Below are 23,814 nucleotides of genomic sequence, written 5' to 3'. Positions count from 1 at the left end.
ATTTCTAATTTTTAAATTCACTTGTAAAATGCAATTTTACTGAAGGATATTTACTTTGAGTCATTTGAATTGTAAATTCAGAATCTGCTAAAAACACTAATTGACCTTGTTTATCTTTAGCTAAATAACGTTGTTTAACGCGTTTAAAATCTTTAAACTCATCGTTTTTAATATCTTCAGGTTCTACCCAGCAAGCTTTATAAACATTTAAGTTTTCATAGGTGCATTTTGCGCCATATTCATGTTCTAAACGATATTGTATAACTTCATATTGTAAGGCTCCAACTGTACCAATAACTCTTCTTCCATTCATATCTAAAGTAAATAGTTGCGCAACACCTTCATCCATTAATTGATCTAAACCTTTGTATAATTGTTTAGATTTCATTGGATCAGCATTATTTACATATCTAAAATGTTCGGGTGAAAAACTAGGAATTCCTTTAAAATTCAATTTTTCTCCTTCCGTTAGAGTATCTCCAATTTTAAAATTTCCAGTATCGTGTATACCAACAATATCACCAGGATAAGATATATCTACAATTTCTTTTTTTTCTGCGAAAAATGCATTTGGGCTAGAAAATTTTACCTTTTTACCATTTCTTACATGTAAATAAGGAGAGTTTCTTTTAAAAGTACCAGAAACAATTTTAATAAATGCTAATCTATCTCTGTGTTTAGGATCCATATTTGCATGAATTTTAAATACAAAACCCGTTAGTTTTTCTTCTTTAGAATCAACTAAACGTTCTTCAGCTTTTTTAGGCTGTGGAGAAGGTGCAATTTCAATAAATGCATCTAGTAATTCTTTTACACCAAAATTATTTAAAGCAGAACCAAAAAACACAGGCTGTAGTGAGCCACTCAGGTAAGAATCTCTGTCAAACTCTGGGTAGACTTCACTTATCAATTCAATTTCTTCACGTAAAGTTTCTGCAGCAGTTTCTCCAACAATAGTATCTAGTTCAGGGTTTGATAAATCATCAAACTCAATACCTTCAGAAATAGAAGTTTTATTATCCCCAGAGAATAAATTTAATTTCTTTTCCCAAATGTTGTAAATTCCTTTAAAATCATAGCCCATTCCAATAGGGAAACTCATTGGGGTTACTGTTAAACCTAATTTTTGTTCAACTTCGTCTAATAAATCAAAAGCATCTTTTCCTTCTCTATCCAATTTATTGATAAAAACCAACATGGGTATACTCCTCATTCTACAAACTTCCACTAATTTTTCAGTTTGAGGTTCTACACCTTTTGCAACATCAATAACAACAATAACGCTATCTACAGCTGTTAAGGTTCTAAAAGTATCTTCAGCAAAATCTTTGTGACCAGGAGTATCTAATATATTTATTTTTTTGTCTTTATATATAAAAGCTAAGACTGAAGTAGCAACAGAAATACCTCTTTGGCGTTCAATTTCCATAAAATCGGAAGTTGCTCCTTTCTTAATTTTATTGTTTTTTACAGCTCCAGCTTCCTGGATTGCACCACCAAATAATAACAACTTTTCAGTTAATGTAGTTTTACCTGCATCGGGGTGAGAAATGATTCCAAATGTTCTTCTACGTGCTATTTCTTTTAAAAAACTCATCTAAAAATTTTGAGGTGCAAAGATAGGTTTTATTCTATAATTTATTATACTGTTTTTAAAGGGATAACCATATAAAATATAGTTGTATCTTTTTTTATTTTAAGATTTTTTCATTAAAAAATAAGTACTTATTCAACAATTTCAATTGTCATTCTAATATCCTCTGTTGGCCATTCATCTTTACCAACTTTAACTTTAGAGATTTTATCCATGGTGTCAAAACCAGAAATAACTTCACCAAAAACAGTATGTTCTTTATTTAAATGATGTGCGCCGTTTCTATTATGCACCATATAAAACTCAAACGGATTAGATAGTTTATTTGGATTATTTGTCCAAGATCTGGCTGCTGCTAAAGCACCATATTTATGCTTTCTATTACTTTTAAATTCAGGTTTTATTCTATAATTGCCATACAACCTTCTTTGTTTTGTTGTATAGGTTTCATCAGAGTTTCCGCCTTGTATTACAAAGTTTTTAGCAACTCTATAAATTTCTGTGGTATTAAAATATTTTATTTTGGTTAAAAAAATAAAATTTGCTCTGTGTATAGGTACATCTTCATATAAACGCAGTTTTATATTCCCAAATTTGGTTTTAATAATAATTTTTGTTTCTTTATTTTGTTGACCATACGCTGTAAAAAAAGCTTCAACATTTTTGCTATTTAAGCTATCCCAACGTTTTATTATTTCTTTTTCTTTTTTATTTTTTTGTGTTTCCTTCTTTTTTATATCTACAGAGTTTTTTCTTATTTTTTTATCTTTATCACATTGATAAAAGAAAATAATAATGATAATAAATGTTATTTTTAAGAGAACTTTCACTTTTTTAATCTTGTTTTTAAGGATTTTCAAATATAAATCATCAAAATAAAACAATAGAAAAATCTGATGGTTTTATTACAATTTTAAGTTTTATTACTATTTGATTACATTATATTTGCAAATATGGAAGAACAAGTGATTTTAGTTGATAAAAACGACAATCAAATTGGTACAATGGCTAAAATGGAAGCGCATGAAAAAGCTGTTTTACATAGAGCTTTTTCTGTTTTTATTTTTAATAAAAAAGGAGAATTAATGTTGCAACAAAGAGCGGCGCATAAATACCATTCTCCCTTATTGTGGACAAATACTTGTTGTTCTCATCAAAGAGAAGGTGAAACTAATATTGAAGCAGGAAAAAGAAGATTACAAGAAGAAATGGGGTTTGTAACTGAAATTAAAGAAGTATTTTCTTTTATTTACAAAGCACCTTTTGATAATGGTTTAACTGAGCATGAGTTAGATCATGTTTTGGTTGGTTATTTTGAAGAAGAACCAAACATCAATAAAGAAGAAGTTGAAGATTATAAATGGATGCTTCTTACTGATGTAAAATCTGATATAGAGAAAAAACCGAATGAATATACAGAGTGGTTTAAAATTATATTTAAAGAATCTTACGAAAAACTAACAAATGTCTAAAGTTACCGTTCATAGAAAAGCACATTTTAATGCGGCTCACAGGTTGTTTAGAAAAGATTGGTCTGATGCTAGAAATTATGAAGTTTTTGGTAAATGTAGCAATCCTAATTATCATGGGCATAATTATGAGTTGATTGTATCTTTAACAGGAGAAATTAACCAAGAAACTGGTTTTGTGTTTGATTTAGGTATTTTAAGAGATCTAATTAAAACAGAAATTGAAGATTGTCTAGATCATAAAAACTTAAACATTGAAGTTGAAGAATTTCAAAATTTGAATCCTACAGCAGAAAATATATCAGTAGTTATTTATAACAAATTGCAAAAACACATTCCAAATCATTTAGATTTAAAAATTACTTTGTATGAAACTCAAAGAAATTTTGTGAGTTATTCAGGTGAATAAAAAGTTGTTGATAATTAGAATAACCTTGCTTCTTTAATACATCTCTTAATAATTTATTTTTATTAAGAGTAAATTGTAATAATAAAAATTTGGTATTCTTTTTTTCAATTGAAAATGATATAATTACTGTAAATTTGATTTTAAAATATTATTTAAAAATATGAATCAACTATTAAGGTTTGAACCAATTTTAAAAGATAAAATTTGGGGAGGAGAAAAATTAAACAAACTTTTAAATAAGGATTCTGATAAAAAAAATGTTGGTGAAAGTTGGGAGATTTCTGATGTTAAAAATGAACCTTCTATCGTCCTAAATGGAAGTTTAAAAGGAAAGAATTTAAAAGAACTTATTTCAGAATTTAAAGGTGATTTAGTAGGTGATAAAATTTATGACCGTTTTGGTGATAAATTCCCGTTATTAATTAAATTTATTGATGCTAAAGAGGCATTAAGTATTCAATTACACCCTCATGATGATTTAGCAAAAAAACGCCATAATTCTTTTGGTAAAACAGAAATGTGGTATGTAATGCAAGCCGATAAAAAAGCTAATCTTATTGTTGGTTTTAAAAAAGAGGTAACATCAGTAGAATATTTAAAACATTTAGAAAATAAATCATTATTAGATATCTTAAATGTAGATGAAGTAAATAAAGGTGATGTTTATTTTATTCCGACAGGAAGAGTACATGCAATTGGAGCAGGAGTTATGTTAGCTGAAATTCAACAAACTTCAGATATTACTTACAGAATTTATGATTGGGATAGATCAAATCCTGATGGAACATTTAGGGATTTACACACTGAAGAAGCATTAGACGCTATTGATTATTCAATTAAAGACTCTTATCAGACAACATATTCTAAAAAAGAAAATATTGCTTCTCAAATTGTTTCTTGTCCATATTTTACAACTAATGTTTTAGCTGTTTTAGGTGATGTTGAGGTAAATCATAATGAAAAAGATAGTTTTGTAATTTACATGTGTGTTGATGGTGAGGTAAGTTTTCAATATGAAAAACAAATAGAAGTTTTAAAAACAGGAGAAACTATTTTAATACCAGCTAGTATTAAAAACGTTAAAATTTCCTCAATTATAAAATCAGAACTTTTAGAGGTTTATATAAAATAAATATATGAGGGTAATTGCTATGATTCCTGCACGTTATAGTGCATCGCGTTTTCCAGGTAAATTAATGAAAGATTTAGGTGGTGAGCCTGTTATTTTAAGGACTTATAAAGCAGCTTTGCAGACCAATTTATTTGACGATGTTTATATTGTTACAGATTCTGATGTAATTTTTAGTGTGATAGAAAATGTAGGAGGTAAGGCTATAATGAGTAAAAAAGAACACGAATGTGGTTCTGATAGAATTGCTGAAGCCGTAGAAAATATTGATGCTGATATTGTTATTAATGTTCAAGGTGATGAACCTTTTATTGATACAGTTTCGCTCACAAAATTAGTAGATGTTTTTAAAAAAGATACTAATGAAGAAGTGGATTTAGCGTCTTTAAAAGTACAAATTACCAATAAAGAAGATATTGAAAACCCTAATAATGTAAAGGTTATTACTGATGTAAATAACATGGCTATTTATTTTTCTAGAAGTGTAATTCCTTTTTATAGAGACAAAGAAATTGAGGTAAAGTATTATAAACATAAAGGAGTTTATGCATTTAGAAAACAAGCTTTAATCGATTTTTATCACACGCCAATTACACCTTTAGAAGCTGCAGAAAAAATTGAAGCTATTAGATATCAAGAAATTGGTAAGAAAATTAAAATGGTAGAAACAGATATTGAAGCTGTAGGGATTGATACTCCTGAAGATTTAGAAAAAGCAATTAAATTGTTGAATAGTAATGTATAAAAAGTGCAAAGTAATTGCCTTTGATGCAGATGATACTTTATGGGTAAATGAAACCTATTTTAGAGATGCTGAAAATAAATTCGCAAAATTACTTGCTGATTATGAAACTAAAAATAAAATAGACCAAGAGCTTTTTAAAACAGAAATTAAAAATCTAGAAATTTACGGTTATGGTGTAAAAGGTTTTGTTTTATCAATGATTGAATGCGCGTTAGAACTTTCTAATTATCAAATTTCTCAACAAAAAATCCAGCAAATTTTAAGCATTGGTAAAGAAATGTTGCAAAAGTCAATAGAATTGATTGATGGAGTAGAAGATGTGCTAAAATCCTTACAAGGTAGATATAAACTAATTGTTGCTACAAAAGGCGATTTGTTAGATCAAGAGCGTAAATTAGAAAAATCAGGTTTGCTTAAATATTTTCATCATATAGAAGTGATGAGCGATAAAAAGGAAAATGACTATCTAAAGTTGGTAAAACATTTAGATATCCGTCCATCAGAATTATTAATGATAGGAAACTCTCTTAAGTCTGATGTTTTACCTCTTATAAAAATAGGAGCTAAGGCAATTCATGTCCCTTTTCATACAACTTGGGCTCATGAAGAAGTATCAAAAGAAAATCAATCTAAAATAAAATATACAACAGTATCAAATATCCAGCAAGTGTTACCTTTTTTGCAATAAAAAGATTACTTTTGCAGTAATAAATTTAATATAAATTATGGCAAGTATAAAAAACTTAAAAAAAGATATTAATTATGTTTTAGGAGATGTAATTGAATATGCAATTGATGTCTCTGTTTTAAAAAATGAGCAAAAAAAAGGAGATGAAATTATTGATGAAGCTATTAATACTTTTGATGGATTAATTGCTCAAATTAATACTAAAAATGTTGAGAATAAGAAAGCTCATTTTAAATCGTTAAATCAAGAATTAGAAACAAAAGCTAAAGCTTTAGTTGAAAAAATTAACGGGTTATAATTTTTTAACAAAAATTAAACAATTTTTTAAGACCAACATCAATAACAGGTGTTGGTTTTTTTATTAAATTTGTTATATATACTAAAACGATTTAGTTAACGTTTAAATGTTATAATAAATTATTAATAAATGGCTAGAGCAATGTTTGAGTACACTAAAACTGTACTAAAAAAAGTAAGCTTTAATTCTGATTTATTTTGTAAAGAATTAGAAAAAGCTTTAAATAGATTATTGCCTTATGAGATTAAAGAATTAACCATTTGGCTAAGAGAATTTACCTCTAATAAACCTGAATTATACTCTTCAATGAGTAGTTTAATAAACTAAAAAGGGAAGCTAAAAGCTTCCTTTTTTAATGCTCAATATTTTATTCTTTTCTTTTTTGGCGATATTTTCTCATTAATTTTCTACCAAATTCTCTTTCAGCTATCTTAAGTTTTAATATTTTTTTTATGGGTAAAATTTGTTTTAGATTAGCAATATATTTTTGGTTTTCTTCAAATTTTTGCTTTTCTAAAGACTGAATTCTTTCAAAAAGAATAACGGCTCTTTCTTCATTTAACTTATCTAAGTCACCTGCCTTTTTAATTTCATTTTTAATTTCTAGAAATTTATTTCTAATAAATTTATTAGAAATAGATTCATGTTCATTATAAATTGGCCAAAATTTTTGAGCTTCCTCAGTTGTTAAATTAAGAGTTTCTGTAAGGTGAGAAACTTTTAAGGCCATAATTTTTTTACTGCTTTCTTTGTTTCTTTGTGCAAATAAATAGGTGCTACAAAAAAATAAAATTAATAAAAGTGTTGTTTTTGTTTTCATTATAAATGTTTTTTAATCAATCTCATCTATTATAATAATGTCGTCAATTGAATTAATATATTCTTCAATATTTTCATCAGAAATATTTGCCATAGAAAAATCATTTTCTTTTAGAATATCTACTGCAATAATTTCAGATATATCCATTGTATTAATGTTATTATTTTCTAACCAATATTCAATATCTGTATCATTTAAAGAATCAAATGTTAATTTATCATTGGTGTTAAAAATAAAAGAGTTTAAACTAATAAATAGTACTATTGAAGCAGCGGCAGCAAAAGGAATTATTTTAAAAACTCTCTCTTTAAAAGAAATTACTTTCGGTTCTTTTTTAGATGTAATAACTTTAGATAAAATAGCATGTTCTAATGTGTCAAAATAATTTTGTGGAGTTTTAAAACCAGAATTATTACTTAAATTTTCTTCAGAGATTTTTAATAGTATAGTATCTTCTAAATTATTTAAATAATTTGAAGGAATAGAAAAACCAGTTTCTTTGGTGGTTTTTTTATTGATATAATCAATACTACTTTTAAGTTCGTTCTCCATTATTATTTAGACCTCTTTTTTTACAAAAGGTTTAATTTGTTTTTGATTTTATATATTTTTCTATTTTCTTGACTGCATGAAAGTAAGATGATTTTAATGCTCCAATTGATGTTTCTAATATTTTTGAGATTTCATCATATTTTAAATCATCAAAATACTTCATATTAAAAACAAGTTGTTGTTTTGTTGGTAATGTAGCAATTGCTTTTTGTAAAATTAGCTGAATTTCATCACCAGAAAAAAAACTATCACTTTCTAAAGAGGAAACTAAGTGAGAATGTATTTCTGAAATATCAATATTTCTTTCTTTAGCTCTTTTGTTTATAAACGTAATAGATTCATTTGTTGCAATTCTATACATCCAAGAATACAATTTACTTTCTTGGTTAAATTTGTCTATATTTTTAAATATTTTAATAAAAGTATTTTGTAAAACATCATCTGTATCATCATGAGAAATTACAATTTTTCGAATATGCCAATACAAACGCTCTTTGTATTGGTTAATCAATACACGAAACGCTTTTTCTTTTGTGTTTGTATTTTGTAGTTCTGCTACTAAAGTACTTTCTTCAATCAAATAAGTTTTTTTTCTAAGACAGAAAAATATGTAAAAGGTTTAATTTAAAAAGGGATTAAAAATTATTTTCTTACTCTTGATCTAGAATAACCAAATAACCTTTTCTGTTTAATTGTTTCTGCGATTCCTTCTGGCAACATTTCTTCCCATCCTTCTTTATTATCCCTAATCATTTTTAAAACTTTTCTAGAAAAGATATCTAAACTGTCTTTATCAAATCCTTTAATATCTAAAAGTTTCCCATTATTTTTAAAATGCTTGTAAAGTTCTTTCATTCTAGGGTGCACTTTTAGTGTTTCGCTGTTAATATATTCATCAGATTCTTGATCGTGATAAGGGTACATGTAAACTTTTAAATCTCTGTAAAATAATTTACCAAAAGCTTCTAAAATACCACCACTTAAATCTCTATAATATTTTTCATCAAAAATTTGAATAAGGTTATAAACCCCCATTGCTAAAGCCATTCTTTCTTTTGTAAATTCGCTAAAGTATTCAACTAATTTAAAGTATTGTTGAAAACTTGTAATCATTACATTTTGTCCAAGAGAACACAATAATTCTGCCCTATCTAAAAAGTCTCTTTCATTTATTTTGCCTTCGGCAGATAAATTACTTAAAGTTATTTCAAAAATAATTTGTGTTTTAGCTTCATCTACTTTGCTTTCAGCTAAAAACATTTTTTTAGACTGTTCAAACATGTCCATATTTACTTTAGTAACAGGTCTAAAACTTCCACGTAAAGCTAAAATATTTTTTTTGTAAAGAACTTGTGCAGGTAGTAAGTTGTTTCCATCTGGGCCAAACATAACAGCATTGGTCATTCCGTTTTTAAGTAGTTGTAAACTCATTAATCTATTGTCTACATACATAAAACGTGGACCAGAAAAGTTAATCATATCTATTTCTAGTTGATGGCTTCCTAAGTTGTCATAAAAAGATTTTACTAATTCTTTTGGATTATCATTCAGGTAAAAAGCACCATAAATTAGATTTACCCCTAAGATTCCTAAAGTTTCTTGCTGTAAACGAGCATCTGTTTCTTTAAAACGCAAGTGTAAAATAATTTCATTATAGTCTTCTAAAGGATCTAACTGAAAACGAATACCTACCCAGCCATGACCTTTAAATTTTCTTGCAAAATCTATAGTAGTAACTGTGTTTGCGTAGCTAAAAAATAATTTATCTGGATGTTTTTGTCTGCTTAAACGGTCTTCAATTAAATCAATTTCATGACGTAACATTCTTTGTAAACGTGGTTGAGTTACATAGCGTTTGTCTTCCTCAATTCCATAAATAGCGTCAGAAAAATCTTTATCATAAGCACTCATTGCTTTAGCTATAGTACCAGAAGCAGCACCAGATCTAAAAAAATTACGAGCAGTTTCTTGACCCGCGCCAATTTCGGCAAAAGTACCATAGATATCTGTGTTTAAATTAATTCTTAAAGCTTTGCTTTTAGTAGTTGGTACACTACTTATTTCCTGATCTCCTTTTAAAGAAATTGCCATATATGGTTATGTTTTTGTCTAAACAAATGTAATAAATAAGTGTGCTATCAGTCAATTTTTATCTTATTTTTGTTTAAATGGATTACAAGAAATTTAGTATTACTTTTTTAGGAACAGGAACTTCACAAGGAATACCTATGATAGCTAGCAATGATGCTGTTTGTTTATCAAATGATGAAAAAGACAAGCGTTTGCGTTCTTCAATTTTAATTTCTTGGGATGAATTTACCTATGTTATAGATTGCGGGCCTGATTTTAGACAACAAATGTTGCGAGAAAAAGTGCAGCAAATAAATGGAGTGTTATTTACACACGAACATGCAGATCATACAGCCGGACTGGATGATTTAAGACCATATTGTTACCAAATTGGAGCAATGCCTATTTATTTAAATAAACAAACCTTAAATAGTTTAGAGCAAAGGTTTCAGTACATTTTTAATAAAGAAAATAGATACCCAGGTGCTCCAAGTGTTTTGCCAAACATAATAGATAAAAAACCTTTTTATATTGAAAATTTAAAAATAATACCAGTAGAAGTTTTACATGGTAAATTACCTATTACTGCATTTAGAATTCAAAATTTTGCCTACTTAACAGATGTCAAAAGTGTTTCTAAAAAAGAAAAAGAAAAGTTAAATAATTTAGATGTTTTAATTGTAAATGCACTAAGAATTGATAAGCATCCTACTCATTTTAATTTACAAGAAGCTCTAGATTTCGTTCAAGAAATTAAACCTAAAAAAACTTATTTTACTCACATAAGCCATAATTTAGGTTTCCATTCAGAAGTATCTAAACAACTTCCAGAAAATGTATTTTTAGCCTTTGACGGTTTAAAAATTTATGTTTAGATTTTTATAATTTATTTTTTAGTGTATATTTGTTTATATACCTACTTTTTTAAGTTAAAAAGTAAACATATAATTGTTAATATAACTGACTAAAACTATATTCATGTCAAAAAAATCAGAACAGAATACAACCCCCAATAAAGATGGCCAAGTTGTAGATAGCAGAATTGCAGCAGTAAGAGATTTAATATTTGGTGAAAATATTCAACAATATGATACTGAATTTGCTGATGTTTACGATAAAATTAAATCTTTACAAGATGAATCTAGGAAAAACTTATCAGAATCTGTAACAAATATCGAAAACAAATTAGCTGATTTAGAAAGTTTAATTGATCATAAATTTCAAGATTTAAATGATGATTTAGATAAAAGATTGGCTGATTTAGATGATGAAAAGGTTGATAGGAAAAAATTAGGAAAAGCTTTAGAGAAAATTGCATTGATGTTGCAAGAATAAATGGGAAAAGCGGCTGTAGATAATAAAGACAATCGTTTTGATGTACTAAGAGAACTTCTTTTAAAGGATGATAGGGAAAATTTTAATGATCTAAAGGAAGAAATTTTAGAGCGTGAAAAATTTAACGCTAAAGTTACACCTATTATTGATGATAAAATTGAAGATTTAAAAGATAATTTTCCAGAATATTTTGGAAGCACTATTACTGAAACAATTAAAACCCAAATTAGAAATTCTCAAGATGAAGTAATAGAAGCACTTTATCCAATTATGGGTAAATTAGTTAAGAAATTTATTATTTCAGAAATTTCCAAACTTACGGAAAGTATAAATAAAACGATACATGATAAATTTTCGGTAAAACAGATTATAAAACGTTTGTTTAAAGGTAAAAAAACGGATGCTGATGATGTTTTGCAGGAAGTTTTTGAACCTATTATTGAAGAAGTTTTTGTTATTGAAGAAAATTCAGGGCTATTAATTGGGAATTATTCTAGAGGTAATATTGCAGATAAAGATATGGTTTCTGGCATGTTAACAGCTATTAAGTCTTTTGTTGAAGATGCTTTTTCTAAAGAAGGTCAGGATTTAGAAGATATTAAATTTGAAACCTTTCAATTATCTATTCAAAATTTTAAATCAATTTATATTGCAACGGCAACTTCAGGGGTTGTAAATACAGAGTTTAAAGAAGAATTAACTGAAAATTTAAATAACTTAGCTGAAGTTATTTTAAGAGATAGAACTTATTTAAAAGACGAAATTAAGTTAAATGTATTAATTGAAGAAGTACTTATAAAAACCGATTTAATCCCCTAATGATAGCAAAAAAAGTTTTACTTGTTGGTAACTTTGGTGTTGGTAAAACCTCATTAATAAAAAGATTTGTTCTGAACGAGTTTTCTGAAGATTATATAAGTACAATTGGTGTGCGTGTTAGTTCTAAAATTGTAAGTTTTACGGGGCAAGAAGTAAAATTACTTATTTGGGATGTTGCAGGTGTAGATGGGAATGAAAAAATACCCAAATCATATTTTTTAGGAGCAAGCGCAGCTATGTATGTTTTTGATTTAAGTAGGGAGGAAACTTATTTGAATTTAAAAAGTCAATTAAACTCAGTAAAAGAGCTTTCTGGACTTTCAAAATTTACAGTTGTTGGAAATAAAAAAGATTTGGTTTCTGTAGAGAAAATTGAAGAAATAAAAAATAACCTAGAAGTACCCATAGATTTAATTACTAGTGCGAAAGAAAATAATAATGTAGAAGAGGCATTTGTTTTATTAACACAACAATCTTTGTTATAATTTATGATTTCTCCTAAAATTGATAATGTTTTTATTGAAATCCTAACGGATTTTAATGGGATAATTGTTGGTGTTAATTCTGGTAATTTCATTAAAAAAGAATTTTTAATTGGGGAGTCTATCTATCAGGTTTGTAATTTTTTAATAGGAACTTTAGATGCATTAACTACAAATGAGGTTTTTTCTATTGAAGGGATGGTTGTTGTGTCTAATAATCAGGAGTATAATGTAGATTTAGATTTATATAAGTCAGACAAGCAAATAACTGTTATAATTTATAATCAAACTAAAATTTATAAAGTTGTTGATAAGTTAAATCAAGGTAGAAATGATTTATTTTTTTTAAAGCAGGAGTTGGCAAAAAAAAATGAAGAATTAATAAAATTACGTGCTATAGCTGATAAGGCAAATGAAGAGAAATCTCGTTTTTTAGCGATGATGAGTCATGAGGTTAGAAATCCTTTAAATGTAATTTTAGGTTATACAGATCTTATTAATAAAGAAAATACTTCTTTAACAGTAAAAGAATATTTAAAGTACTTAACTATTTCTGGCAAAAATTTAAAAGTAATTGTTGATGATATTTTAGACTTATCTAGAGTAGAAGCAGGGAAGCTGGTTTTATCAAATGAACCAATTAATATAGTTGAAGTTTTAAATCAAGTTGAAAATAATTACAAAAGCAATCATAAAGATTTAGATGTTAAATTAATTTTTAATAATCATAAGAATTTACCAAAGTTAATTTATGGTGATGATGTTAGATTGATTCAAATATTAACAAACTTAATTAATAATGCCATAAAGTTTACTCCTAATGGTTCTGTTACTACAAGTGTAAATCTAATTTCTTCGGATGATAAAACTGCGCTTTTATCTTTTAAAGTAAAAGATACCGGAAGAGGAATGACAGAAGAGCAAGCTACCAAAATTTTTGATGAATATCAACAAAATAAATTAAGTGACAGTAGGGTTCATAAAGGTGTTGGTTTAGGTTTATCCATTGTAAAGAGACTGGTAAATCAAATGTATGGTAAAATAAAAGTTGATAGTTTATTAAAATATGGAACAACAATTACGGTTGATGTACTTTTTAAAATTGTGCCAGAAACTGAAGCGAATAATTCACTTAGTAAACAAAATAAAGAAAACGTTTCATTAAAAGGAAAAAAGATTTTAGTTGCGGATGATAATTATTTGAACCTTTCTATAGTTTCCCATATTTTAAAAAAAGAAGGAGTAATAGGTACATTTGTAAAAGATGGAGAAGAGGCAATTTTAGCTATGAATAAAGACTCTTTTGATATTGTTTTGTTGGATATAAATATGCCTAATTTAAAAGGAGATGAATTAATTAAACGGAAAGAAGAAATGAAGAGTTCAAATTCTGGAATTCCTTTTTTGGCTTTAACAGCAAATAACTCTAAAGAGGACGTAGAGTCTTATAAAAACCTTGGTTTTTCGGAAGTGATTCCTAAACCTTTTACGGCTGTTCAACTTAAAGAAATTTTAAAATCTCACTTGTAAGTTTTACTATAAATGGATGTCTTTTTTTTATCTAACTAAGTTAAGAAGAAAAACAATTTTTTATAACCGTCCTTCTATCCAAGCTTTAAAACTGTAAAAATTTTGAGGTGCCACTCCGTGTCCAACAGGGTATTCTGAGTGTGTAATTTTTAAACCTAAATTCTCTATAAATAGTTTTCCTTTTCTTGCCCATTCAACAGGTAAAACTTGGTCTACAGTTCCGTGAGAACTGTAATAATCTGTTGTTATTTCTTTAGATATTGTTTGAGGTAGTAAATCCGTATTTACATAACCGCTTAAAGCAATAACATGTTCAATTTTGTTAGGGTAAAATAAGCTTAAAGAATAGCTTAAAATTGCGCCTTGACTAAATCCTAGCAAAAACGTTTTATCAGGATTTGTTTGGTATTTATTCTTTATTTCATCAATAAAAACAGCTATTTTGTCTATAGACTCTTTAGCTTCTTTTAAATCAGAAAATTTACCGTTTACATCATCAAAATTAATAGAGTACCAAGCATAAGAACCAAAGCCCATAGAGTTTGGAGCTTGCGCACTTACAATTAATAAATTATCTGGTAATTCTTCTGCAAAAGAAAATAAATCTTTTTCATTACTTCCGTAGCCGTGTAATAAAATTAATAAAGGCGGATTTTTAATTGCTTCTTTAGGTTCTCTAACAATATAATGTAAACTCATAAATTCTAAAAAAAAAAGATTAAATTCCTTTAAACCAGTTTTGAAATTGTTCTCCAATTACTGGAACTAATTTTTCTTCACCTTTTAAAACTCCAACAAAACCTATAAACCAAAGTACAATTATAAGGGCGAAGGTTACAAGACCAATTGTAGTTCCTAAAAAATCAAAAATAATATACTTGTTTGCCATTGATAAAAGGAATATGCCAATCATTTGTCTAATATGGAAACTGGTAAAAGAATTTTTTTTGTTGTTGTTCATAAAAAAGGCAATGATTGTTCCTAAAATAGTAATGTAAGCAATAATTGCAGCTGTTTTTCCTTCGTTTACCGTTTGGTTTTCCATTTGTGTTTTTTAATTTAGAATTAGTTGGTTGTTGGCAAAAATGCCATATACTTTCCCTTTTGTCTTTTTATTGATAAAAGGACTATTTTTTGAAGTTGATAAAATGTTTTCTTTTGTAAAAATTGAAGATTTTTCAGGATTAAATAATGTAATATCTACAATATTTCCTTCTTTAATGGATGTGTTTTCTATGCCAAAAATAGATTTAGGCTTTGTAGTAAAACAATCAATAAAATCTTCTAAATTTAAGATTGAATTAACAGTAATAAAGGCGTTTTCTAGTCCAATAACCCCATATTTAGCTTGACTAAACTCTACTTTTTTATGTTCAATATCAATAGGGTTGTGATCAGATGTAATCATATCAATCACACCATTTTTTATACTTTTTTGTAAAGCTTTAATGTCTTCTTTTGTTCTTAGAGGTGGATTTGTTTTAAAGTTACTGTCAAAACCATGTAATTCATCATCTGTTAAAGTTAAATGATGAACAGAAACACTGCAAGTTACTTGCAATCCTTTCTTCTTAGCTTCTTTAATTAAATCAACTGATTTAGCTGTAGAAATCGTTGGAATATGTAATTTTCCACCAGAGTATTCTAGTAAAAATAAATCTCTGCTAATTTGAATATGTTCTGCTAAAGCAGGGCTTCCTTTTAATCCTAACTTTGTACTATTAATCCCTTCATTAGCAATTCCTTCACCGGCAATTGAGTTGTTTTTTGGGAAGCTTAAAACCAAACCATTAAAATTTTGTGCGTATAAAAGCGCAATTTTCATCAAATTATCATTCTCAATGGGTTTGTTGTAGTCTCCAAAAGCAATTGCTCCAGATTGCTGCATGTCGTATAATTCAGCAATATCAACTCCTTTACTTCCTTTAGATAATGCTGCTATAGGATATATTTTTGTTGCTGTATTTGAAGCTTTATTAATTAAAAACTCTACTGCAGATTTATTATCGATAATAGGATTTGTGTTTGCATTAACAGCAATTGATGTAAAACCACTTTTGGCAGCTACTAGTAGTCCATTTTTAATAGTTTCACGTTCTTCAAAACCAGGTTCTCCCAAAGAAACACTTGTGTCAAACCAACCGCAAGAAATATGCAAATTATCTAACTCAATTACTGTGTAATCTTCTTTTTTATTGATTGAATCTTTAATTTCGGTAAGAACCCCATTTGTAATTAAAATATCCTTTTTTTTATTATGATAAGGACTTGATGCATCTATTATAGTTGCAGATTTTAGAAGCGTAATCATGGTTTGTAGAATTTTAAAATCAAAATTTCTAAAAGCAAAGATACAATTGCCAAGCCTAAAAACCATTTCCAAAGCCAATGAACTTCATTTTTATTGTTAATTTCTGTAAAAACATCTTTTATAGAATTAGAAATAGTCATGTTTTTATGTTGATTTTTTAATTCATTTAAGTCTAGGTATTGCAATAAACTTTCTTCTTTTGGGTGGTTAAAAGCAATTGTTTGTAATGTGTCTTTTTCTTTTATGATGTGATAAAAACCAGCTTCTATTGGGTTTTCTTTGGTAGTAATGCTAACTTTATTTTGATGCGTTTGTTGAATAGGTATAAATGAAAATGATGAGTTTGATAGATTTAAAATTTCATCTTTATCTAATTTTGTCTCAATATCAATCTTATTTTCTTGGTCTAAATAATAATATAATTTAGAATGTTGAAAGCTTAGTTTTCCAAAATTGTAAAAAACAGGTACAATTAAAGGTGAATTAAGGAAGTTGCTTGAATTTCTGTGTAAAGAGCTTGCAATAAAATATAAATTACTATTAGAGGTCGTTTTTATTTGAGAAATGAAAGAAGAGTTATTTTCGAAAGTTACAATATTGCTTTTATTTTTTGCCGAAAGAGTGTAGTGGCTTTGTACAATTGGGTATTGAAAATTATTAACTTTTTTTGAGAAAACATTTTTAAATAATGGATGGTTGTAGTTGATGTTTGTAATTTTTAAAGTGTCTTTAATAATTGGATCAATTTTAATATTTCCAATTTTATTAAAGAATGAGTTGTAAGAATCTGTTGAAGAATTTTCACTCTGAATTATCACAATGTTTCCTCCTTTATTAGTGAAATCTAAAATACTTTTTGATAAAGTTTCTGGAAGTGATTCTAATTCGTTTAAGATAATTAATTGTTGTTTTAAGATTGAATTGTAATTTACATTTTGAACAGATGTTTGTGTAAAATTAAACTCTTCTTTATTGTAAATTTTTGATAAGAATTTAGCCTTGTTTCCAATGCATAAAATATTGATCTTTTTAATTGAATTTATATTGAAGTAAAAATCATTATCAAATAAAAAAGTATCGCTATAAGACACCTTTATTTTGCCTAAAAAAGAGGTTTGCTTTTGTATTGTAAAAGGAATTGTTTTTTGAGTGTCTTTATCAATAGAGAAGGATTGTTTACTTATTAGTTCTTCATTGTTAAAAATACCGATAGAAATGTTTTTTTTCTCTTCGCCTTGGTTTTTAATAATAATATTTATTCCTGTATTGTCAGAAATACTATTATCCAAAAAAACACTATCAATAGAGATATTGTTTTTTGTGCTTGATTTTAATTTTATAGCAGAAAAAGACGGTGTTACATTTGTAAACTTACGATTGTTTTTGTTCTGGAAATCAGATATTAATATATTTTTACTTAAAGTATTTGTTTTGTTTGTGTTTTTGCTCTTTATTTTTAATAAAAGTGTGCTTAATTCTAATTTTTTTGATGTTTTTTTAATTTTTAAAAGCTCTTTTTTTAATTCATTATAACTAATTTTTTCATGAAAATTGGAATTTGTTTGTAAAGAATATTCATCTTTTTTAGAAGCATTCTGAATAATTTCTTGAGCTGCTATTTGTAACAAATCACCTTTTTCTCCTTTTGTGTTTGTGCTTAAAGAATTGTCTAAGTAAATAAAAGTATGCTGTTTTTTATTGTCTTTTTTGTTACTGAAATAAGGTTGTGAAAATGCAAAAAGTATCGCAAAAAATAAAAACATTCTTGTTGCTAAAATTAACCACTTTTTAATGCGTGAACTTTTTCGATTTTCTTGAATTATTTTTTGTAAAAAAGCAACATTTGTAAATGGTACTTTTACAAATTTTTGTAACTGAAAAAGATGCACTAAAATAGGTATAATAAGTAGTGCTAAAAAATATAAAACTTCTGGATTTTTAAACTGCATTTAATTTCTAATTCAATAATTTGAAGGACTAATTTATCACAAAAAAAGCAATGTAAAAACTGTTGTTAACTTCTATTTAAAACTTTTCAAAAACTCCTAATCCAAACAATGCAAAATCATATTTTACTGGGTCGTTTTTATCTAGTTTTCTTAAATTAGTATCTAATTCAAAAAGTGCTTTCCAATCATTTTGTTTTATAGAAAGCAGATTTAATTTTCTTGCAACATTACCAGAATGAACATCTAAAGGGCAAGATAAGTTAGCTGGCTTGTGAGAGTGCCAAATGCCAAAATCTACACCTTTGTTGTCATTTCTAACCATCCACCTTAAAAACATGTTTATACGCTTTGCAGCAGAATTTTTTAACGGATCAGAAACATGTTTTTGAGTTCTCTGTTGATGTTCTATTTCAAAAAAAGCTTTTTTAAAATCATGAATTGCAGTTTGATAATTTTTAGAACTATCTTTTATCAGTAATGCTTTTTCTAAACCATCATAATTTTTATAAATGTGATGTAAAGATTTAATAAATTGAAGTAAATCTATTGAATTAAATGTTCTGTGAACAAAATTTGTTATCGAATTTAAATCATTTTCTTGATGGTTGGTAATAAAATCATGAGGAGAATTATCTAGTAGCTCCATCATTTTAAAAGCATTTTTTATAATCATTTTTCTATTCCCCCAAGAAATAGTTGCTGTTAAAAAAGCGGCTATTTCTATATCTTCTTTTTTAGAAAACTGATGAGGAATTTGAATAGGGTCTGATTCTATAAACTTGGGATTGTTATAAAGAATAACTTTTTCATCTAAAAATTCTTTGAGCTCTTTTTTATTCATCAAAAATTAGATAATCTTACCATCAATCATAGTTAATTTTCTGTCTGTCATATTGGCAAGTTCTTCATTATGAGTTACTAATACAAATGTCTGTCCAAATTCATCACGAAGTTTAAAGAAAAGTTCGTGTAAGTTTTTTGCAGATTCAGAATCTAAATTTCCTGTAGGTTCATCAGCTAAAATAACAGAAGGATTATTTATCAACGCTCTTGCAACGGCAACTCTTTGTTGCTCTCCGCCAGAAAGTTCATTGGGTTTGTGATGCATTCTGTGAGATAACCCTAAGAAATTTAATAATTCTTTTGCCCTAGTTTCTGCTTCTTTTTTTGATTTCTTACCAATATAAGCAGGAATACAAACGTTTTCTAAAGCTGTAAACTCTGGTAATAATTGATGAAATTGGAAAATAAAACCAATATGGTTATTTCTAAATTGAGATAACTCTTTGTCTGAAAGGTTTTTTAATGAAATGTCATTAATAGATAAATCAAAATCCTTTTCTTTATTTGGTTTGTCTAGCGTGCCAAGTATTTGTAATAATGTAGTTTTACCTGCTCCAGAAGGACCAACTATAGCTACAATTTCACCTTTTTTAATGTGTAAATTAAGGCCTTTTAATACTTCTACTTCACCATAATATTTATGGATATTTTTTGTGATAATCATAAAAATTATTTCTAGACAACTAATGTATAAAAAAAACGGATATACTTTTGTAAAGCACATCCGTTTTATTTAAAGATTGGAGGTTTTTTTAAAAAATATTTTTTAATTTATTGTAATCAATAAAATATACAAGTCTAACAGAAAAAGTATGGCTTTGAGATTCTTGATATAAGTTATCTAAATTATCATAAAAACCTGAATTAGATTGCGTATCATAAAGATAAATTGAGTTTCTATAAAAAGCAATTAGCTGACTACCGGGTGCAAATTGCCATGTAAAATTAACATCAGTATTTAAAGTAGTATAATTTTGGTTGTTATTAATATAATCATCAGTTGTTGAATCATTATTGTAATCGCTATTTGTTAAATTACCATCTTCAGTAAGTTCATAAAATTGATTTTCATATGTTGCTGTACCCCAGTAATATCTGGATAAAATAGAAATTGAGGTATTGGTGTTAAAATTATATGTACCAGATAAATTAATGGTATAATTTTTTCTGTCTCTAATACCAAAATAAACAGCATCACCATCTATACTACTATCTTCTTCAGCTACATAACCAATGTCATTATTAGTTTTGTTATAACCCATTCTATATCTTAAAGAAAATTTGTTACTGAATCTATAACGTGGCGCAAAACTAAAACCATAACCAGCCTTTGGGTTATTAGTAAAATTAGAATAATAGGTACTTGCGTTTATTTCTAGTTTTTTCTGGGAGTTGGTAGAAATCCAACCGCTAATACTTTTTCTTTCTGGTTGATAAAAATAAAGATTACTAATATTGCTTTGTCTTGGTTCAAAAAAGTCTTTATTTTTTGTTTGATAGTTTAAGTTTCCACCAAAAGTAAACCTGCTTCTGGTTTGTGCACTTGCTCCAAAACCAGCACGATAACCTGTGTAAATGCCAGAATGATGCTGAAATTGTGCGTTATTGTAGAAATTAAAACGATAACTATTAAAATGTTTTGTAGGTTGTATCGTTCTCCAGCCTACATTTCCATAAATAGTTTGATCGTTGTTGCTGAAAAGAATTCCTAAATCATTAGGATTGTAATCTTTAGTTTTAAAATTATAGCCTAATTCCCAAAACCAGTGTCCAGAGTTGTAGCCGAAGCTGTTGTCAAATGCATAACCTGTATTTGGATTATTTACATCATCAGAAATATTACTCATTTTTACAGATCCATCTGCATTATATTTACTGTTTTTTGTTTCTAAATGCCAATTTATTGCTGTAACATTTGCATCCCTAAATCTACCATCTCTTGTTACATTTGTATTTATTAATGATACTGTTGAATTTTGATTAAATTGTTGATCTAATACCATAATATTATAATTAGAAAAAGGACTTGTTACTTCTTTTCTTATATCTCCAGTTGTGGTGTTTTTTATTGTGGCTTCTGTTTTTCCTGTAATAGCGTTAAAAAAACCAATACCTAAACCTTTTTTTGTTCTTCCAGAAACTTTAATAGCATTTAACATGGTTACTTTTTCAGGATAATCGATTATTTCTTCATCATCAGAAATAGAATTGTATACATCAAATTGATCTATAGGACCTGCTCCAATTCTTCTAGAGTAAAAAAGTCTTCCTTTGTTAAATAACTCCGTTCCTTCTGTAAAAAACTGTCTTTGTTCTGTAAATTGTTGTTCAAAAGGACCAAGGTTTAATACTACGGCATCAAAACCAACCTGGCTAAAATCTGGAATTAAAGTTGCATCCAAAGTAAAATTATCAGTTAAACCATATTTAATGTCCATACCTAAACTCCAATCAAAATCAGTTTCTCCTTCAAAAGAGGTTGTGGTTGCAGATGAATATGGATATAAATTTAATCTTGTTGGAGGTTTTATGTCTTTAAAGTCTTCAATTAAACCATCATATTGAGTCCATCGTCCAACAGTATTGTCTATATGTGTCCAAGTATGTTGTTCGTTTAATTTTTCTAGTCTTCTGTGAAAATTAAATCCCCAAGATTGTATAGGTTCATTTGCAAAACGTAAAGCCCTGTAAGGTATTTTCATTTCCACATTCCAACCTTTTTCATCTGTAGAAACGGCACTTTCCCAAACAGCACTCCAGTCAAAATCTTCATTTCCATTAGATACTTTAGCGTCAGCCTGATTTCCTGTACTTTGTACAATAAATTCAAACGGATTTTGCCCGTCATCATTAGGGTTTATAGTAACTAAAAAGAAATCTGCTTGACTAAAATTGTCTCTTACGGCAAATTCTTTTGGTATTCCTTCTGGATCAGGATCATTCATTTGAGCAGAAATATATATAGCATCATCATCATAAATAACTTTTACTGTTGTTTGATATTCTGCAGAAACTGGATCGCCGTTTGCGGGTCTAAAAATCACAAAGTCTTTACAAATTGCAATGTTTTTCCATGCTTCATCATCTAAAATTCCATCAATTTTTGGTACATTATTAATTCTTGTAGTTTTTATTGTTTTTCTCTCTTTTTTATTTTGAGCATTAAGTTGGGACACAAAAAATATTACTATTAGTAAAAATGAGCTTTTATTAAACATATAAGTTGGTTGTTTAAGTTTTAATAAGATGTTAAATTTATTTATCATTAATTTATTACCCTCTTAAAATCATGTTAATTAACACTAAAGACCTTGTACAAAATTATGTGTTACACTTATGAATGTTAATTAAATCTTAAAATCTATTTACTTACTTCTACTTTAAGGCTTTTAAAAGGATGAAATTATCGTTAAGAATGCAGTATGATTATTGATGAATAATTTTTTGTAAAAAAAATATAAATTTTATACTTTGAATTTGTACTTTTGTTTGCATTAAAATAGACTTATAAAATGAATTTACACGAATATCAAGGAAAAGAGATTTTAAACAGTTTTGGCGTTAGAATTCAACGCGGAATTGTTGCAAGTAGCCCTGCTGAAGCAGTTTCTGCAGCAAAAAAATTAACTGAAGAAACAGGAACAGGTTGGCATGTAATTAAAGCTCAAGTTCACGCAGGTGGTCGTGGAAAAGGAGGAGGGGTTAAGTTAGCAAAAAACTTAGAAGAAGTAGAAAGCATATCTAATGATATTATTGGAATGATGCTAATTACACCTCAAACTTCAGCTGAAGGTAAAAAAGTAAATCAAGTTTTAATTTGTGAAGATGTATATTACCCTGGTGATTCTGAGCCAGATGAATATTATATGTCTGTTTTATTAAACAGAGCTACAGGTAAAAATATGATTATGTATTCTACAGAAGGTGGAATGGATATTGAAACTGTTGCAGAAGAAACTCCGCATTTAATTTTTACCGAAGAAATTGACCCTTTATTAGGCTTAATGCCTTTTCAAGCTAGAAAAATTGCCTTTAATTTAGGTTTGTCTGGAGCAGCTTTAAAAGAAATGGTAAAATTTGTTTCTTCATTATATACAGCTTATATAAAATCAGATTCATCAATGTTTGAAATAAATCCGGTTTTAAAAACATCTGACAGCAAAATTATGGCAGTTGACGCCAAAGTAACTTTAGATGAAAATGCTTTATTTCGTCATAAAGATTATGCAGAAATGCGTGATTTAAGAGAAGAAAACCCAATTGAAGTTGAAGCAAAAGCTGCAGGTTTAAACTATGTAGATTTAGATGGAAATGTTGGTTGTATGGTAAATGGAGCTGGTTTAGCAATGGGAACTATGGATTTAATTAAAGAATCTGGAGGAGAACCTGCAAACTTTTTAGATGTTGGTGGTACTGCTGATGCACAAAGAGTAGAAACTGCTTTTGGAATTATTTTAAAAGATCCTGCTGTTAAAGCGATTTTAGTTAATATTTTTGGTGGAATTGTACGTTGTGATAGAGTTGCGCAAGGTGTTGTTGATGCCTACAAAAGTATGGGAGACAAAATAAATGTACCAATTATCTGTAGATTACAAGGTACAAATGCTAAAGAAGCAAAAGAATTAATTGATAACTCTGGAATGGAAATTATTTCTGCAACAGAATTTCAAGAAGCTGCTGATAAAGTTCAAGAAGTTTTAGAAGCTTCATAAGCTTATCTTATAATATAATTTAAAGCCTCACAATTTGTGAGGCTTTTTTTGTTTATATT

General features: G+C 27.7%; 26 protein-coding genes. 13 read left to right on the top strand and 13 right to left on the bottom strand.

The features are described 5' to 3' along the window. Positions 1-4: 4 nt before the first annotated feature. Both Q0733_RS01540 and Q0733_RS01535 read right to left on the bottom strand, forming a co-directional pair. The gene (locus Q0733_RS01540; RefSeq protein WP_298778092.1) at positions 5-1,597 is read right to left on the bottom strand and encodes a peptide chain release factor 3; all 1,593 of its coding nucleotides are present in this window, start codon (positions 1,595-1,597) and stop codon (positions 5-7) included. Positions 1,598-1,725: 128 nt separating this feature from the next. Further along, on the bottom strand, positions 1,726-2,424 hold the full coding sequence (locus Q0733_RS01535; protein WP_298778089.1) for a peptidylprolyl isomerase: 699 nt from the start codon (positions 2,422-2,424) through the stop codon (positions 1,726-1,728). A gap of 123 nt (positions 2,425-2,547) precedes the next feature. Here Q0733_RS01535 and idi point away from each other — a divergent pair, with 123 nt between their 5' ends. From idi to Q0733_RS01500, 7 genes are all read left to right on the top strand, one after another. After that, positions 2,548-3,066, top strand: a complete 519-nt coding sequence (idi, locus tag Q0733_RS01530) for an isopentenyl-diphosphate Delta-isomerase (RefSeq protein WP_298778086.1) — start codon at positions 2,548-2,550, stop codon at positions 3,064-3,066. Next, positions 3,059-3,472: a 6-carboxytetrahydropterin synthase gene (locus tag Q0733_RS01525; RefSeq protein WP_298778084.1), complete on the top strand. Its 414-nt coding sequence runs from the start codon at positions 3,059-3,061 to the stop codon at positions 3,470-3,472. The genes idi and Q0733_RS01525 overlap by 8 nt, the downstream gene beginning before the upstream one ends. 160 nt (positions 3,473-3,632) lie before the next feature. Further along, a complete protein-coding gene (locus tag Q0733_RS01520) occupies positions 3,633-4,604 on the top strand; it encodes a type I phosphomannose isomerase catalytic subunit (protein WP_298778081.1) in 972 nt (323 codons plus the stop codon). Between the two features lie 4 nt (positions 4,605-4,608). Next, positions 4,609-5,346: a 3-deoxy-manno-octulosonate cytidylyltransferase gene (kdsB, locus tag Q0733_RS01515; RefSeq protein WP_298778080.1), complete on the top strand. Its 738-nt coding sequence runs from the start codon at positions 4,609-4,611 to the stop codon at positions 5,344-5,346. Further along, entirely contained in the window at positions 5,339-6,034 is a 696-nt protein-coding gene (locus Q0733_RS01510; protein WP_298778079.1) for an HAD family hydrolase, read from the top strand. Before kdsB ends, Q0733_RS01510 begins: the two co-directional genes overlap by 8 nt. A gap of 37 nt (positions 6,035-6,071) precedes the next feature. Continuing rightward, positions 6,072-6,332, top strand: coding sequence for a hypothetical protein (locus Q0733_RS01505; protein ID WP_298778077.1), 261 nt, complete (start codon positions 6,072-6,074; stop codon positions 6,330-6,332). 129 nt (positions 6,333-6,461) lie between these two features. Then, a complete protein-coding gene (locus Q0733_RS01500) occupies positions 6,462-6,659 on the top strand; it encodes a hypothetical protein (RefSeq protein WP_298778074.1) in 198 nt (65 codons plus the stop codon). A 40-nt stretch (positions 6,660-6,699) separates the two neighbouring features. On the opposite strand, the gene Q0733_RS01495 is transcribed toward Q0733_RS01500, so the two are convergent. The 4 genes from Q0733_RS01495 to Q0733_RS01480 all read right to left on the bottom strand — a co-directional run bounded on the left by Q0733_RS01495 (position 6,700) and on the right by Q0733_RS01480 (position 9,795). Beyond that, a complete protein-coding gene (locus tag Q0733_RS01495) occupies positions 6,700-7,152 on the bottom strand; it encodes a sensor of ECF-type sigma factor (protein ID WP_298778069.1) in 453 nt (150 codons plus the stop codon). Positions 7,153-7,164: 12 nt separating this feature from the next. Beyond that, on the bottom strand, positions 7,165-7,704 hold the full coding sequence (locus Q0733_RS01490) for a hypothetical protein (RefSeq protein WP_298778067.1): 540 nt from the start codon (positions 7,702-7,704) through the stop codon (positions 7,165-7,167). Between the two features lie 31 nt (positions 7,705-7,735). After that, a complete protein-coding gene (locus Q0733_RS01485) occupies positions 7,736-8,284 on the bottom strand; it encodes an RNA polymerase sigma factor (protein ID WP_298778065.1) in 549 nt (182 codons plus the stop codon). A 62-nt stretch (positions 8,285-8,346) separates the two neighbouring features. Further along, a complete protein-coding gene (locus Q0733_RS01480; protein WP_298778063.1) occupies positions 8,347-9,795 on the bottom strand; it encodes a TonB-dependent receptor in 1,449 nt (482 codons plus the stop codon). A gap of 77 nt (positions 9,796-9,872) precedes the next feature. Here Q0733_RS01480 and Q0733_RS01475 point away from each other — a divergent pair, with 77 nt between their 5' ends. The 5 genes from Q0733_RS01475 to Q0733_RS01455 all read left to right on the top strand — a co-directional run bounded on the left by Q0733_RS01475 (position 9,873) and on the right by Q0733_RS01455 (position 13,940). Beyond that, on the top strand, positions 9,873-10,649 hold the full coding sequence (locus tag Q0733_RS01475) for an MBL fold metallo-hydrolase (RefSeq protein WP_298778061.1): 777 nt from the start codon (positions 9,873-9,875) through the stop codon (positions 10,647-10,649). A 103-nt stretch (positions 10,650-10,752) separates the two neighbouring features. Continuing rightward, complete coding sequence (locus Q0733_RS01470; protein ID WP_298778060.1) at positions 10,753-11,109, top strand: hypothetical protein; 357 nt, start codon at positions 10,753-10,755, stop codon at positions 11,107-11,109. Beyond that, positions 11,110-11,928 (top strand): cell envelope biogenesis protein OmpA, encoded by an 819-nt coding sequence (locus tag Q0733_RS01465; protein ID WP_298778058.1) that lies wholly within the window; start codon positions 11,110-11,112, stop codon positions 11,926-11,928. Continuing rightward, positions 11,928-12,413, top strand: a complete 486-nt coding sequence (locus tag Q0733_RS01460; protein ID WP_298778055.1) for a Rab family GTPase — start codon at positions 11,928-11,930, stop codon at positions 12,411-12,413. The genes Q0733_RS01465 and Q0733_RS01460 overlap by 1 nt, the downstream gene beginning before the upstream one ends. A 3-nt stretch (positions 12,414-12,416) precedes the next feature. Then, the gene (locus Q0733_RS01455) at positions 12,417-13,940 is read left to right on the top strand and encodes an ATP-binding protein (protein ID WP_298778053.1); all 1,524 of its coding nucleotides are present in this window, start codon (positions 12,417-12,419) and stop codon (positions 13,938-13,940) included. 60 nt (positions 13,941-14,000) lie between these two features. On the opposite strand, the gene Q0733_RS01450 is transcribed toward Q0733_RS01455, so the two are convergent. From Q0733_RS01450 to Q0733_RS01420, 7 genes are all read right to left on the bottom strand, one after another. Continuing rightward, positions 14,001-14,639 (bottom strand): alpha/beta hydrolase, encoded by a 639-nt coding sequence (locus Q0733_RS01450; protein ID WP_298778050.1) that lies wholly within the window; start codon positions 14,637-14,639, stop codon positions 14,001-14,003. Between the two features lie 19 nt (positions 14,640-14,658). Then, a complete protein-coding gene (locus Q0733_RS01445) occupies positions 14,659-14,985 on the bottom strand; it encodes a hypothetical protein (RefSeq protein WP_298778047.1) in 327 nt (108 codons plus the stop codon). 9 nt (positions 14,986-14,994) lie between these two features. After that, the gene (locus Q0733_RS01440; protein WP_298778044.1) at positions 14,995-16,251 is read right to left on the bottom strand and encodes a dihydroorotase family protein; all 1,257 of its coding nucleotides are present in this window, start codon (positions 16,249-16,251) and stop codon (positions 14,995-14,997) included. Further along, complete coding sequence (locus Q0733_RS01435; RefSeq protein ID WP_298778042.1) at positions 16,248-18,200, bottom strand: BatA domain-containing protein; 1,953 nt, start codon at positions 18,198-18,200, stop codon at positions 16,248-16,250. The genes Q0733_RS01440 and Q0733_RS01435 overlap by 4 nt, the downstream gene beginning before the upstream one ends. Positions 18,201-18,276: 76 nt before the next feature. Beyond that, positions 18,277-19,041 carry a TIGR02757 family protein gene (locus Q0733_RS01430; protein ID WP_298778039.1) on the bottom strand — a complete coding sequence of 255 codons (765 nt, stop codon included), beginning with the start codon at positions 19,039-19,041 and terminating at the stop codon, positions 18,277-18,279. 6 nt (positions 19,042-19,047) lie between these two features. Continuing rightward, the gene (locus tag Q0733_RS01425; protein ID WP_298778037.1) at positions 19,048-19,707 is read right to left on the bottom strand and encodes an ABC transporter ATP-binding protein; all 660 of its coding nucleotides are present in this window, start codon (positions 19,705-19,707) and stop codon (positions 19,048-19,050) included. 88 nt (positions 19,708-19,795) lie between these two features. Continuing rightward, complete coding sequence (locus Q0733_RS01420; protein ID WP_298778034.1) at positions 19,796-22,219, bottom strand: DUF5916 domain-containing protein; 2,424 nt, start codon at positions 22,217-22,219, stop codon at positions 19,796-19,798. Between the two features lie 336 nt (positions 22,220-22,555). Here Q0733_RS01420 and sucC point away from each other — a divergent pair, with 336 nt between their 5' ends. Beyond that, entirely contained in the window at positions 22,556-23,755 is a 1,200-nt protein-coding gene (sucC, locus tag Q0733_RS01415; protein WP_298778032.1) for an ADP-forming succinate--CoA ligase subunit beta, read from the top strand. The last annotated feature ends 59 nt before the right edge of the window (positions 23,756-23,814 follow it).

The organism is uncultured Polaribacter sp., assembly GCF_947500975.1.
Taxonomy (GTDB): Bacteria; Bacteroidota; Bacteroidia; order Flavobacteriales; family Flavobacteriaceae; genus Polaribacter.
The sequence above is the reverse complement of the archived record's forward strand: the minus strand, read 5'-3'. Positions and strand labels throughout refer to the sequence as shown.